Genomic DNA, 14,504 nt, shown 5'->3' with positions numbered 1-14,504 from the left:
TTGTAGTATGTGCAGAGTAACATTCTTTTAGATATTTAATGTTTTGGCAATGTTAGCTGATTTGATTTTATTCGTCTGCAATGCTAGCTACAGTATCATACAGGTGTAAGGTAAATGATCATTTTACTTAAGTAACTACTATAAAAAATTGAGGAGGAACAAACGATGGCGAAACACATACAAGATAATGGCCAGAAAAAAGAACTCATTCCTTATTGGATCAAAGCCGTTATCGTATTCTTCTTAGGTTGGGTTGCAATTTATGGAACGCGTGCAATCTTGAACCCTGTCATGGATGATATTCAAACTGAATTCAGCTTATCTGCCGGTCAACTCGGTATGATCAGCAGTATCTTCTTCATCGGTTATGCGGGATTGAACATTCCCTCCGGTATTCTCGGTGATAAAATCGGTAAAAAGAAAGTGCTTGTACCGGGGATTATCCTATTCGGTATCTTCGCAGCAATCGCAGGATCTATGCCGACATTCTTCCTATTCGTACTCATGTGGTTAATGGTTGGTATATTCCAAGGGTTCTATTATGGACCTCAATACGGATTGTCTTCTGAAGCAATACCTAAGAAACACATTACTGTAGGATCAGCAATCATCAACAGTGGTATGGCGTTTGGTCTATCTGCCGGTTACTTCTTATCCAGTTGGACGATTGAAGCTGGCATGTCTTGGAGAGCACCGTTCTATATCGTTGCGATCCCGGTTGTCCTAATCGGTTTACTTATGTGGTGGCTTGTTAAAGAAAATCCATATGGCAAGAAAACTAAAGCTGAAATTGATAATCAAGAACCGTTCAAAATCGGCATGCTGTTCAAAAACCGCAACTTGCTCATGTCTTACATCGTAATCTTCTGTGCGATTTACGGATTCTTCGTAGTCGTAACATGGATGCCTTATTACTTGCAGCACGCACGTGGAATTGAAGGTAGTGCAGTTGCAACCGTTTCTTCACTAGTTCCGTGGGCAGCTATACCAGGATCGATTTTCTTCAGCTGGGTTGCAGACCGTATGGGGAAACGTCGTCCCGTGCTACTCGTCATGCTTCCACTTTCATTGATTTCACTCGTTTCCATCGTTGCATTCGACAACATGTATGTCCTATATGCAGCGCTGATCGGGTACGGTATCTTTGGTAAAATCAGTACAAACCCTGTACTGGTGGCTGTTGTTGCAGACAACGCTCCTAAAAATGCATATGGTACATCATTCGGAATCTACAACTTCATCGGAATGTGTGGTTCCATCCTTGCTCCATACATCACAGGTTTCTTGGCTGACGTGACTGGTAACCTGGATATGGGCTTCTACTTTGCAGGTTTCCTACTTATCATCGGTACAATTGCTGCAGCGATGATTAAGGAAGATAACAAACCTAAATTAACAGACAACACAGCAGTAACTGAATAAGTGAACTAGACAGACTGTCCTCTTAGCCGGGCAGTCTGTTTTTTTGCAACCGATGCTCTGCTATAATAGAAGCATGACAAAACTAACAGCAAACCAAATCAGCCAACTTCATAGCAATGGCGTCTATACAAAACCACCGGAACATCCGCTCTTCACGTTAGCAACTTTAACGTCCCACACCAATGGAGAAGATGTGGTAACGCTGCTGCAAACAGTGAGTCAAAGTCCGAATACGACTGTTGCGGCCTCCTACTTCATGCGTCGTTTTGGGATGTTTACGGCTATGCAACTTGTTCAATACATACAATATGAGGAATTTTGGCAAGGGGAGCCCAAAGAGTTAACGTTTGGAGCCGTTCGTGAGTATGGAAATATGACGGTCAGTACATATCCAGACATAGAAGGATGGACAGAAACCCCTATTGAAGCCACGGCGGATGTCATTCGAAATCTTCTTATCCAGATCCAGACGGTGGTCGAGGCGCTGCGTTCGGCAGCTCCGATTTCTGCAAATGTGTTATGGGAAAATGTATTCGGCTTCTGGCTTTGGCAGTTTCATGTCCTGCTGAATGATCCAATCTGTTCAGAAGAAGCAAGAATCGTCTACAATCAGCTAAAAGAAGATTCGTGCTGGGAAGGGATCTCTGCGCATTCCCGGTTTTCATCCTATTTAAATGGAAGTGAACCAACAGACCTGCTGAACACAACGGTCAGGAAAACTTGCTGCCTTTCAAAAGACGTCCCGGGATTAATGCAATGCGGTTTTTGTCCATTGAAAGTATAAGACGGCAGTCATTTTGCTCGGTAGGCTAGATAAGATTGCTGCAGAGAATAGAGCAATCCCATGGCAGCCCCACTATAAAAAATTCCCATAAAGATACCCGCTGAAAGATTGTGCGGATGACTGATGAAGTTTGACAAGACTAGAGCAACTACCGTTGAAACTGTAGAAAGCCATGCGGGTCGGACATGAAATACCCATTTCGCGATTAGAACCAATGCAAGTGTCACAGGGACTGCCCAAAGTGCATCCCAAACATTCGTATGAATCGTAGGAAATTCAGTCAGCAACCAGATCACTCCTTTTCTCATAGTGTGGAAACATTGGCGAAAGACTATACATAGACTGGAGGCGCAGAAATGTCGAAACAAACAACCATGAAGGTTAGAGAGCGCGGTATTCGAATCGGGAGTCTACCCACAGGGGAAAATAACTGTATTACGGACGTTGCAGATGTACGGGTAGGGCAAGTCACGCTCGACAAACCGCTTGCTAAAGGCGAATATGCTGCGACGGGTGTTACAGCAATCTTGCCGCACGCTGGAAATCCTTTTCGTGAAAAAGTAGCGGCGGCGAGTTATGTCATTAACGGCTTCGGTAAGACGACGGGACTCATCCAGTTAGATGAGCTTGGAGTTCTTGAGTCACCGATCATGTTGACGAATACATTCAGTGTTCCAGCAGCAACTGAAGGAGCGCTTCGATGGCTGCTCGAATCCACACCTGAAATCGGGGAGACAACAGGAACTGTCAATATCGTGACGGGGGAGTGCAATGACAGCCGGCTTAACTCGATTAGAGAGCTATCCGTTACATCTGCTCATGCCAAGCAAGCAATTGAAACGGCATCTATCGAACCAGTTGAAGAAGGAGCAGTAGGGGCCGGAAAAGGAATGGTCTGCTTCGGTTATAAAGGTGGGATCGGAACATCCTCTCGTCTGATTAATCGTGAGGAACCATCTGATGTTTTTACAATCGGCTGTCTTGTATTAAGTAATTTTGGTGCTCGTGATGATTTTGCGGCTGAACGTTATATGAAAGAGGTAACTATCGTTCAACCGAATGCTCCGAAGCCTGCAGATGGCTCGATTATCATCGTACTCGCAACGGATGCACCGCTCGATAACCGTCAGTTAAAACGTATTGCGAAACGGGCGGGAGTTGGGCTTGCCAGAACCGGAAGCCATTATAGTAATGGAAGTGGGGATATTGTGATTGCATTTTCAACTGCACATAAATTTCCGCATGATCAGCCCGATGCAAAGGAAAATGTGCAATTACTCCGCGATAGCCACCCTGTCATGAACCAACTATTCCAAGGAGCTGCAGAAGTGACGGAGGAAGCTATTTTGAATTCGTTATCTCAAGCGGTTGACACAACCGGTCGTAACGGAACAACTGTTTATCAAGCCCCATTCTCTTAACTGTTCCATGTGAAACAATTTCCGACTGATTTCGACATAGGATAGAAAAATAACAACTAAAAAAGCCGTTTCAATACCAGGATTACTGGTACTGAAACAGCTTTTTTTCATGAAATTAGTTCCAGTGACCTTGTTTTAGAAGTTTCTTTTTTCCTTCAAATGCGAATGTCACAAGAACAATATTTATAATTAGCAGAACAAGTACGATATAGAGTGCTGGTGTATAACTTTTGGCGAAATCATAAATATATCCGTAAGCTGGAAGTGCAACAATACCAGCAATGGCAAGTCCTAGAGAAGCGGTGGAGTAAATTTGCGCATATTCTCTGCTGCCGAACAGGCTTGTTGTGAGTGCTGGCGCTAGCGTTCCGACGGAGTTGGATACAGTAAACCCGTACAGTGCAGTTGCTAAAACAATCACAATTTTACTATCAGAAATAAATAGAAGGGCAAGTACAGAAATTGCTGCTAAAATCATTGCAACATATACTGTATTTCTTGAACCTATTTTGTCTACAAGATAACCGAGTGCAAGAGCTCCTAAAAGCACGCCAATCATATATCCCGCCATCGCATTTCCAGCAAATATAGCATCATATCCTAGTGATTGGATATACGAAGGAATATGAATTGCAAAACTAGCAATCGATGTGATCAGAAGGAAGAAGAAAAATAGTGAGTAGAAAGCAGATGATTTTCGAGCAATCGCTAATGTAACTCCTTTATCTACTTCTTCTGTTTTTGTTTCGTCGCTAACATCTGTAATTTCTTGTGCTCCATAAGGCAACAAACCGATTGCTTGCGGTGATTTACGAAGGACTAAGAGAACGGTTGGGACAACAATAATGATCACTGCTAAGCCAAGACCAATGTAGCCTGTACGCCAAGTATGTTCAGCTGTAGCAATTGTATATCCAATGATTGGCTGAGCAATCGCGCCAAGTAAACCGCCAGATGCTCCAATCAATCCAAGTGCCATACCATTTTTCTTCTTGAACCATTGATTCACGAGGACGGGGCCTACGATTACTGTTGTAAACACTCCGCCGACAGCCAATGGAACAGCAAAAATGTACCAACCCCATACGGAGCTACTAAAACCAAATCCGACATATGAACCGGCTTGTAAAATAATTGCGATGACTAATACTGTACGAATGTCATATTTAGCTAAGATTTTACCTCCGATTGGAAGGAAAATCATTGTTACGATTGAAGCAATACTGAAGTATAACGTTAAGTTACCAGTTAGAATATCTAAATCTTTGGTAGCTCCTGGAATGAATAGACCTGATGATGTATTTAATGCCCCTTTTGAAAGTCCAACAATCAAACAGAGTGCTACAAGTATCCACCAAGCATAGTGGATTTTTTTCTTAGCTGTCGCCATCATATCCCACTGCTTTCTTTATTATATTTTTGCAATCAATGTCTTGTGGGTCTCTGTCGTGACGATTTATGAACATCTACATAATCTTCTTCATTCCAAAAGAACCACCTTTGCATAGGAGGCTTTTTAAAGATTGGTGTCTATGGGGAATCGGTTTAGCAGAGTCCTTCCGAAAAATCAATTACCAATCGAGCATACTTAATCGACAGTTCTGTGTCAATAGAAATTATTTAAGATTAAACCTTCAGATTTGGTTATACAATTGTTTGACATTTAAAGGGTTGTTTCATAGTGCCCATATTTTGTAAAATGATTGAATAAGCAATGGAGCATATACCCTTATCATGCAAAGATATGATGTCTTTCTTACTGTAGGATTCACTTTCGTTTTTCGTCGAGATACCGCCTCTTAAGTAAAGTGTACCTAGTATACTAACAGAGCGTAGATTTTCCGATTTTGAAACAATAATATTGCTAAATCATTAAAAACTAGAAAACATAGTTTCATTTCACAAAATTATCTTGTTATTATGAAAATATTTTGGTATTGTTAATTGACTATTAAATCAGACAGATGTTCTTTTCTGTTCACTATGTGGAGGCTCATATGAAACTATTTGTATCCGTAGATATGGAAGGTATAACAGGCTTGCCGGATGAGACGTTTGTAGATTCACATCGGCACAATTATGAACGGGCTCGTCGCATTATGACGGAGGAGGCGAATGCAATCGCTTCAGTTGCATTTGAAAAAGGTGTACAAGAAATTCTTGTGAATGATAGTCACTCAAAAATGAATAACTTACTCGTGGAAGAGATGCATCCTGATGTAGAGTTAATAACCGGAGAAGTGAAACCGCTTTCAATGGTGCAGTCATTGGATGAATCGTATACAGGTGTTGTGTTCGCAGGATATCACGCCCGTGCGGGACAACCTGGTGTCATGAGCCATACGATGATTTTTGGTGTTCGCAATATTTTTATCAATGATGTCGTAGTTGGAGAACTCGGGTTCAATGCGTATGTTGCTGGCCATTATGATGTGCCTGTCTTAATGGTAGCGGGTGACGATGGAGCATGCAGGGAAGCAGAAGAACTCATTCCAGGAGTTGTAACAGCTGCGGTGAAACAGTCCATTTCCCGTTCGTCTGTCAGGACGCTGCATCCATCGAAAGCGCAAGCATTGCTGAAAGTGAAAATGGCAGAAGCACTTGAAAAACGTAATGATATTAAACCACTAAAAGCACCTGATCATCCGGTTATGCGTATCGAATTTACGAATTATGGAGAGGCGGAGTGGGCAGCGATGATGCCGGGGTGTGTGATAGAAGAAGGAACGACAATCGTTCGTTATGAGGCAAAAGATATCGTGGAAGCCTATCGTGCCATGCTTGTCATGACGGAGTTAGCAATGCAAACCAAGTTTTGTTAAGGAGGAAGCAGAGTGCCGCTATACATATTGAAGCGTTTCATCATGATGATTGTCACCGTTCTCATTATTGCCACGCTGACATTTGTACTCATGCGGGCGATCCCAGGTTCACCGTTTGACGAAGAGCGTACGTCCAATCCGACCATCCAAGCGAACTTGGAGAAGTTTTATAAGTTGGATCAGCCAATGCCAATCCAATACTTGAACTACCTGAAGTCTATTGTGACGTTCGACTATGGACCATCCATAAAAAAACCGAATGAGTCCGTAAACACATTGCTTGCACGGGGGTTTCCCATCTCTTTTGAACTAGGAATGGCAACTATCATCGTCGCTGTCATTTCGGGAATTATTCTCGGTACATTTGCTGCACTTCGGCATAATGGGATTGTCGATTATGGAGCTATGACTTTCGCAGTAATCGGAATTTCAATACCGAACTTTGTTCTTGCCACCCTGCTGATTCAGCAAATAGCAGTAAATTGGCAATTACTGCCTCCCGCTACTTGGAGCAGTCCAAAGCATATGATTTTACCCGTTATTGCACTAGCAACCGGACCTACTGCCATTATTGCACGTCTTACTCGTGCCAGTATGTTGGAAGTGTTGACACAAGATTATATTAAGATGGCGCGTGCAAAAGGCTTAAGCCCTTTCCGTATTGTAGCAAGGCATGCATTACGCAATGCACTCATGCCGGTAGTAACGATCATGGGGACGATGCTTGCGGGAATTTTGACAGGAACATTCGTTATTGAAAAGATTTTTGCAATCCCTGGCATGGGGAAGTACTTTGTCGATAGCATTAACAATCGAGACTATCCCGTTATTATGGGATCTACTGTTTTTTATAGTGCATTTCTAGTGTTCATGCTGTTTTTAGTAGATATTGTATACGGATTCTTGGATCCCCGTATTAAGCTTCACAAAAAGGAAGGTGAAGTGTAATGGTTGCCAAAGATCCAAGAGTCTCCGTTCCTGATGAGTGGTTCAGGAAAAAAGGAGAGGACCACGAACGCGCCGAAGCAGTCGTTCGTCCATCGTTATCCTATTGGAAAGATGCGTGGCGGAGGTTGCGAAAAAATAAGCTGGCAATGGCTGGGTTGGTGTTCCTAGTTATTCTTACGCTTCTTGCGATATTCGGTCCTGTATTTTCTCCCTATGAAGTCACTGCAACTGATTTGCGAAACCAAAATACAGCGCCAAGCGCAGCCCATTGGTTTGGGACAGACGAAATGGGCAGGGATGTTTTCACAAGAACGTGGTATGGCGCGCGCATTTCGTTATTCGTAGGTGTCATGGCTGCGCTTATCGACTTTTTCATCGGAATTATTTATGGAGGTGTTAGTGGATACAAGGGCGGACGTACGGATTCCATTATGATGCGGATTATTGAAATCCTTTACGGCCTCCCTCATTTACTCGTAGTCATCTTGCTAATGGTCGTGATGGGCCCGAGTCTAACGACCATCATTGTTGCACTGACGATCACAGGATGGGTAGGGATGGCCCGGATTGTACGAGGGCAAGTTCTGCAAATAAAAAACTTTGAATTTGTGACTGCATCGAAATCATTTGGTGCTGGAACTCCGCGGATCATCCGGAAAAACCTGATTCCGAACACAATGGGACCGATCATTGTTCAAATGACACTTACTGTCCCGAGTGCTATTTTTGCGGAAGCCTTTTTAAGTTTCCTCGGTCTCGGTATTCAGGCGCCGTATGCAAGTTGGGGCGTAATGGCGAACGATGCTCTTCCGGTCATTCTATCTGGTGACTGGTGGCGCTTATTCTTCCCGGCGTTCTTCATCTCCATCACAATGTTTGCTTTTAACGTATTAGGTGATGGCATGCAGGATGCGCTCGATCCGAAATTGAGGGGGTAATGGATGTGATAGGACAACAGTTGGAAAATGCGTCCAGCGCAGGAAATGCACCAGTAAAAAGGGAGCATCTGCCGGGTTCAGGCATTGCTACAGAAGAGAAAAGAAAACATAAGAAGACCATTTCGCAAGAGGTAATGCTCTCAGTACGTGACTTGGAAGTTTCTTTCAAAACGTTCGGAGGAGAAGTGCAAGCAATCCGGGGCGTTTCGTTCGACCTGTATAAAGGAGAAACTCTCGCCATCGTTGGAGAATCAGGATGCGGAAAAAGTGTGACAGCGAATACGATTATGGGGCTCATACCACAACCGCCAGGCCGGATTCGGAATGGAGAGGTACTTTTCAAAGATCGGGATTTGACCAAACTGAACAAAAAAGCGCTGCGTGAAATCCAAGGTGTAGATATCTCGATGATTTTCCAAGACCCGATGACTGCCCTTAACCCGACGTTGAAAATCGGAGAACAGTTAATAGAAGGATTACGAACACATCATAAAGTGTCGAGAGCAGAAGCGAAAAGGAAAGCGGTTGAAATGCTTAGCCTTGTAGGCATCTCCAATCCTGAAGAACGACTTAAACAATACCCTCACCAGTTTTCGGGTGGAATGCGCCAGCGAATCGTGATCGCGATCGCTTTGATCTGCGAACCTGAATTGCTCATCGCCGACGAACCGACGACTGCATTGGATGTCACCATACAAGCACAAATTCTGGAATTGTTCGATGAAATTCAACGTAAAACTGGAGTAGGGGTTATTCTGATTACACACGACCTCGGTGTTGTCGCAAAAATTGCAGATCGCATTGCGGTCATGTATGCAGGGAAAATCATTGAAATCGGGAATAAGCGGGAGATTTTCTACGACCCGCAGCATCCATATACGCAAGGGCTGCTCAACTCAGTACCTAGACTTGACTTGCAAGAAGAAGAGTTGAAACCGATCGAAGGGACACCGCCAGACCTATTCGCACCACCCGAAGGTTGTCCATTCGCTGCAAGATGCCCCTACGTCATGGAAGTATGCGAACGAGTTTACCCGGCAACTACCCAACTTACCACACAGCACACTGTAGACTGCTGGCTTCAAGATGAGAGAGCACAAGCGGTATTTTCTTAAAAGGTAGGTTCGACGTTTGTTATCTTCGTTTATTTGTAACGAAAGACGGTTCCCGCGGAATTAGCGAAGAGTGAAGACCCCGCAGAAAGCGTTCGTCTGTAATGGAAATTAACACTGTTTGCGCTAACTGTATTAACTAGGTATCAAAGGATTCATTATAAAAAAGGGGGAAGTCACATTGAAGAAGTGGATCAAGTTTGTATTATTTACTGCACTACTCGTAGTACTCGCGGCCTGTACGGCAAACGAAGAAGCGGGCAAGAAGCCGGAAACCGATGCAGGAGGAAAAGATGGCAAAGATAACAAACCTGCCGCAGAAAAAGTACTCTACTTGAACAACGGCGAAGAACCTACATCATTTGACCCGTCAGTAGGTTTTAACGCAGTCTCTTGGAGTGCCCTTAACAACTTGATGGAAGGACTCACTCGCTTGTCAGAAGATCACTTGGCAGAGGAAGCATCTGCAGAAAAAATCGATGTATCTGAAGATGGATTGACGTACACATTCACAATCCGCGATGGCGCAAAATGGTCTAACGGAGATCCACTTACGGCAAACGATTTCTTATTCGCGTGGCAGCATATGCTAGACCCTGAAACTGCATCTCCTGCAGCATTCCTTGCATACTTTATTGAAGGCGCTGAAGCGTATAACAATGGTGAAGGTACTGTTGAAGATATCGGAATTGAAGCACCCGACGAAAAGACATTTGTCGTGAAGCTGACTGCTCCAAACGAAGCCTTCTTGAACATCATTACGAACCCAAGCTTCTTCCCGATCAATGAAAAAGTAGCGACAGACAATCCGAAATGGTTTACAGAAGCAGACTCATTCGTTTCCAACGGTCCATTCAAATTAGCTTCATGGGACCATGATGTGAAATTTGTCTTTGAAAAGAACGAAAATTACTGGGATGCAGACAAAGTCAATCTCGACAAAGTGAACTGGGAAATGGTGAGTGAGTCTACAACCGCATACCAGATGTACCAGTCCGATGAGTTGGATAGTACAGATGTCCCTTCAGAAATCGCAGAAGACTTGAAGGATAATCCTGAGGTGAAAGTAGAAGACCAAGCAGGATTGTACTTCTTCCGATTCAACACATCCATGGAACCGTTCACGAACAAGAAAATCCGCAGAGCGTTTGGTGAAGCGGTTAACCAGGAAGACATTGTAGAGTTTGTTACGAAAAACGGTGAAAAGCCGGCTCATGGTTTCGTTTCTTATGGATTTATCGGACCAGATGGTAAGGAGTTCCGTGAGACTGCGGGAGATTTCATATCATTTAACCCTGAAGAAGCAAAGAAACTGCTAGAAGAAGGCATGAAGGAAGAAGGATATACGGAACTGCCGAAAGTAACGTTAACGTATTCGACAAGCGAATCTCACCAAAAGATTGCAGTCGCATTGCAATCGATGTTTAAAGAAAATCTTGGTGTGGACATTGAGTTGCAAAACGTAGAAGCTGGAGTTTTCCTTGCAGATCAGAAAGAATTTAAATATCAGTTCTCACGTTCTTCGTTCTTGCATGATTATGCAGACCCAGTCAATGCGTTAGAAAGCTTCGTTTCAGAATCATCCATGAACCGTACGACATGGTCAAATCCTGATTATGACAAGTTGATCGAAGCGATTAAAAATGAAACAGATGAGAATAAACGTTGGACATTATTACAACAGGCGGACGAGATGCTTATGGAGGAAATGCCGGTAATTCCACTTTATTACTACAATCAGTCAATATTAGAAAAACCTGGTGTTACAGGGATTCTCCGTCACCCAGTCGGCTATCTCGACCTGAAATACGCTGACAAAGAATAAGTAGGAGGGACTGTGTGCGCCGAATGTTCGACGCACACAGTTTTGTTCGTTCAAGGCTAGAAAGGAGAAGTTGTCCATGAAGATCCACTCGATTGAACTTGCGACAGTGGCTGTTCCATTGCGAAAACCATTTAAAACGGCATTGCGCACCGTTCATACTGCCTACTCAACGTATGTAAAGGTCACCACAGAAGATGGAAAGTCCGGCTGGGGTGAAGCGCCACCGACTCACGTGATTACAGGCGACTCCATGGCGAGCATTGCCTATGCCATTGAAGAAGTGATAGCACCCAAACTGGTTGGGATGGATATTCGGAACCGAACCGAACTTTTCGCCGTTCTACATAAAACAATGATTGGAAATACAAGCGCTAAAGCCGCAGTCGACATGGCGATACATGATCTGATTGGCCAACTTGCGGAGCTCCCGCTTTATCAATTCCTAGGAGGTCACAAAAATCAGCTCGATTCGAACTTTACGGTAAGTGTGAATGATCCTGCTGAAATGGCAGACGATGCGTTTCAGTACATAGAAGATGGATTCACTACATTGAAAGTGAAGGTAGGAATCGGTTCTTCTGAATTAGATATGCAACGTGTCAAAGCAATTCGGAAACGAGTTGGAAATACCGTCAAGATTCGCCTGGATGCCAACCAAGGCTGGCATCCTAAAGAAGCGATTCGGACAATTGCTGCGATGGAAGATGCCGGTCTTGAGATTGAACTCGTCGAACAACCCGTCCATGCAGAGGATATAGATGGATTGCTCTATGTGACACAAAATACATTAACGCCTATTATGGCAGACGAAAGCGTTTTTTCACCGCGTGATGCGCTGCGTGTCCTACAATGCGGAGCCGCTGATTTAATCAATATTAAATTGATGAAGTCAGGTGGAATCCATGAGGCATTGAAGATTAATGCACTCGCTGAAAGTTACGGAATCCAATGTATGACAGGCAGTATGATTGAAACGAAACTGGGGATCACGGCAGCCGCTCACTTTGCTGCAAGTCAGCCGAATGTTACCCGTTGTGACTTTGATGCACCTCTCATGCTAAATGGAGATCCCGTTATTGGAGGCGTCACATACTCTCGTCAAACCGTTCACCTACCTGACGTGGCAGGGCTCGGTGTACAGATTGACCCAACATGGCTAACTCATCATAGAAAATCTGGAAACGAGGAGGAACAACGATGACGGATTCCCAATCAGTATTGTTATCTGTGAAAGATTTAAAACGGCACTTTGATGTAGGAAAAGGAAAGACGTTGAAAGCGGTGGATGGTCTCAGTTTTGAAATTTATAAAGGGGAGACGTTCGGTCTCGTAGGAGAATCAGGCTGTGGGAAGTCCACAGCGGGACGTACGATTTTAGGGCTGTATAACAAGACGGACGGAGACGTTGTATTTGAAGGGCAAAATGTCCACGATATGAACGATAAAGAGCGTCACCAGTTTCTTAAAAAGATGCAGATGGTCTTCCAAGATCCTTACGCGTCTCTTAACCCTCGCTCAACAGTCTATGAAATCATTGCAGAGCCGATGGAGATCCATAATATGTATAAATCGAAAAAGGAATTGCGTGCACGCGTGAACGAGCTTCTGGAAGATGTCGGGTTAAATCGCGATCATGCGAACCGCTACCCCCACGAATTTTCTGGCGGACAACGACAACGCATTGGTATCGCTCGTGCGCTCGCACTCGATCCTGAATTCATCATAGCAGATGAACCCATTTCTGCTTTGGATGTATCAGTTCAAGCGCAGGTTGTCATGTTATTTCAGCGGCTGCAGCGCGAAAAAGGATTGACCTATCTCTTCATTGCACATGACCTTTCGATGGTGAAATACCTCTCAGATCGGATTGGCGTCATGTATTTAGGTCATTTAGTGGAATTGACGACAAGTGATCAGCTCTATGGAAAACCTTTGCATCCTTATACAGAAGCCTTGCTCTCGGCAATTCCGATTCCGGATCCCGATATCGAGGAATCGAGAGAACGGATTCTTTTGGAAGGGGAACTGCCAAGTCCTATAGATCCTCCATCCGGTTGTGTATTCAGAACTAGATGTCCGTATGCAATGGCGGTTTGTGCCACCCAGAAGCCGGATTGGCTTGAAAAAGATGAGGGCCATTTTGTCGCATGTCATTTACATGATGAATCTTTAATGAAAGAAGTCAAAGAACAGGCAAAACCGATGCACGTATAAAGGGGATTTTTAAGTTGAAGAAATTACTGCTTACTGGCTTTGAACCTTTTCTCTCATTTCCTGTGAACCCGACGATGCAAGTCGTTGAAAAACTGGAGGGGACTATAATTGGAGACTATATGATTTGCGGCAAAATCCTACCGGTGAATTTTAATGCTTCCGGTGAAGAGTTGCTTGAGCATATCAATAAGGAGAACCCGGATGCCGTCCTATCATTAGGTCTTGCGGGCGGCCGTTATAAAATGACTCCAGAACGGGTTGCACTCAATGTGAAAGATGGAGAACCGGACAATGAAGGGCATCAGCCGATTGATGAAACGATAGATCCAAATGGCCCGCCTGCCTACTTTTCTACGCTTCCCATCCGTGAGATGGTGAACCGTTTGAATGCAACGGGATTACCCGCAGCAATCTCTAATTCTGCGGGAACCTATTTGTGTAATAACGTGATGTATGCAGGTCTTCATTGGGCGGCCAGACATAAACCGGAAATGCCATCAGGCTTTTTGCATATACCTGCTTCGTTTGAGTTGGCAATTCAGCAAGGCAAAATTGCGGGTTGGTCGTTGGATGAGCTAGTTAAAGGGGTCACCATGTGTATTCAAACTCTTTCAGATGAAATTTAACTGGATTTATTATTGTAGAGTGGATTTTCGTGTCGCGAAATGTCGTAAAACAGAGAACGATAGAACTGGATGGATTAGGTTTGGCGGGTATATCCTTCTAAAGTAATGGGGCAATTCCCAGTGGTGTAGAATCAAATAATATTCATACACTGGATTTGAAAAATAGTGATGCAAAAGGGTTTTAACCTGTAAATAAAAAATTCCTGCAATATTTTTCAGGGAGAATATGATCTACGTTCCCTTTGTTACAGAGTTTGTCATCTGATTGTCATAGTTGAAATAATCTATGTATTTGGTATTCTGAGAAAATAGTATTGCCAACGGAAAAATTGTGTAGTATAGTTGAAAAAGCTTATAAAGTCAGAAAATTTGATTAACCTTTTTCGTACATA

General features: G+C 43.7%; 13 protein-coding genes. 11 read left to right on the top strand and 2 right to left on the bottom strand.

Going from position 1 to position 14,504, the window contains the following annotated elements:
* Positions 1–165: 165 nt before the first annotated feature.
* Together H9659_RS04845 and H9659_RS04840 are read left to right on the top strand one after the other, a co-directional pair.
* Positions 166–1,422 (top strand): MFS transporter, encoded by a 1,257-nt coding sequence (locus tag H9659_RS04845; RefSeq protein WP_191688793.1) that lies wholly within the window; start codon positions 166–168, stop codon positions 1,420–1,422.
* Between the two features lie 73 nt (positions 1,423–1,495).
* Positions 1,496–2,206, top strand: a complete 711-nt coding sequence (locus tag H9659_RS04840; RefSeq protein WP_191688792.1) for a hypothetical protein — start codon at positions 1,496–1,498, stop codon at positions 2,204–2,206.
* 8 nt (positions 2,207–2,214) lie between these two features.
* On the opposite strand, the gene H9659_RS04835 is transcribed toward H9659_RS04840, so the two are convergent.
* Positions 2,215–2,493, bottom strand: coding sequence for a hypothetical protein (locus H9659_RS04835; RefSeq protein WP_225217648.1), 279 nt, complete (start codon positions 2,491–2,493; stop codon positions 2,215–2,217).
* Between the two features lie 69 nt (positions 2,494–2,562).
* Between H9659_RS04835 and H9659_RS04830 the strand changes: the two genes are divergently transcribed.
* On the top strand, positions 2,563–3,627 hold the full coding sequence (locus tag H9659_RS04830) for a DmpA family aminopeptidase (protein ID WP_225217647.1): 1,065 nt from the start codon (positions 2,563–2,565) through the stop codon (positions 3,625–3,627).
* A gap of 115 nt (positions 3,628–3,742) precedes the next feature.
* Here the strand turns inward: H9659_RS04830 and H9659_RS04825 are convergent, their stop codons facing one another.
* On the bottom strand, positions 3,743–5,017 hold the full coding sequence (locus H9659_RS04825) for an MFS transporter (protein WP_191688790.1): 1,275 nt from the start codon (positions 5,015–5,017) through the stop codon (positions 3,743–3,745).
* A 607-nt stretch (positions 5,018–5,624) separates the two neighbouring features.
* On the opposite strand from H9659_RS04825, the gene H9659_RS04820 reads away from it, so the two are divergent.
* The 8 genes from H9659_RS04820 to pcp all read left to right on the top strand — a co-directional run bounded on the left by H9659_RS04820 (position 5,625) and on the right by pcp (position 14,112).
* On the top strand, positions 5,625–6,449 hold the full coding sequence (locus tag H9659_RS04820; RefSeq protein ID WP_191688789.1) for a M55 family metallopeptidase: 825 nt from the start codon (positions 5,625–5,627) through the stop codon (positions 6,447–6,449).
* Positions 6,450–6,461: 12 nt separating this feature from the next.
* Positions 6,462–7,397: an ABC transporter permease gene (locus tag H9659_RS04815; RefSeq protein ID WP_191688788.1), complete on the top strand. Its 936-nt coding sequence runs from the start codon at positions 6,462–6,464 to the stop codon at positions 7,395–7,397.
* Positions 7,397–8,335: an ABC transporter permease gene (locus H9659_RS04810; RefSeq protein WP_191688787.1), complete on the top strand. Its 939-nt coding sequence runs from the start codon at positions 7,397–7,399 to the stop codon at positions 8,333–8,335. The genes H9659_RS04815 and H9659_RS04810 overlap by 1 nt, the downstream gene beginning before the upstream one ends.
* 134 nt (positions 8,336–8,469) lie before the next feature.
* Entirely contained in the window at positions 8,470–9,450 is a 981-nt protein-coding gene (locus tag H9659_RS04805) for an ABC transporter ATP-binding protein (RefSeq protein WP_191688900.1), read from the top strand.
* 178 nt (positions 9,451–9,628) lie between these two features.
* Positions 9,629–11,272: a peptide ABC transporter substrate-binding protein gene (locus tag H9659_RS04800; protein ID WP_191688786.1), complete on the top strand. Its 1,644-nt coding sequence runs from the start codon at positions 9,629–9,631 to the stop codon at positions 11,270–11,272.
* A gap of 76 nt (positions 11,273–11,348) precedes the next feature.
* Positions 11,349–12,473, top strand: a complete 1,125-nt coding sequence (locus tag H9659_RS04795; RefSeq protein WP_191688785.1) for a mandelate racemase/muconate lactonizing enzyme family protein — start codon at positions 11,349–11,351, stop codon at positions 12,471–12,473.
* A complete protein-coding gene (locus H9659_RS04790; protein ID WP_191688784.1) occupies positions 12,470–13,486 on the top strand; it encodes an ABC transporter ATP-binding protein in 1,017 nt (338 codons plus the stop codon). The genes H9659_RS04795 and H9659_RS04790 overlap by 4 nt, the downstream gene beginning before the upstream one ends.
* A 14-nt stretch (positions 13,487–13,500) precedes the next feature.
* Positions 13,501–14,112 carry a pyroglutamyl-peptidase I gene (gene pcp / locus H9659_RS04785; RefSeq protein WP_191688783.1) on the top strand — a complete coding sequence of 204 codons (612 nt, stop codon included), beginning with the start codon at positions 13,501–13,503 and terminating at the stop codon, positions 14,110–14,112.
* Positions 14,113–14,504 lie beyond the last annotated feature (392 nt).

The sequence above is a fragment of the Sporosarcina gallistercoris genome (assembly GCF_014836415.1).
Classification (GTDB): Bacteria; Bacillota; Bacilli; order Bacillales_A; family Planococcaceae; genus Sporosarcina; species Sporosarcina gallistercoris.
This window is presented reverse-complemented; position numbering and strand designations above follow the sequence as displayed.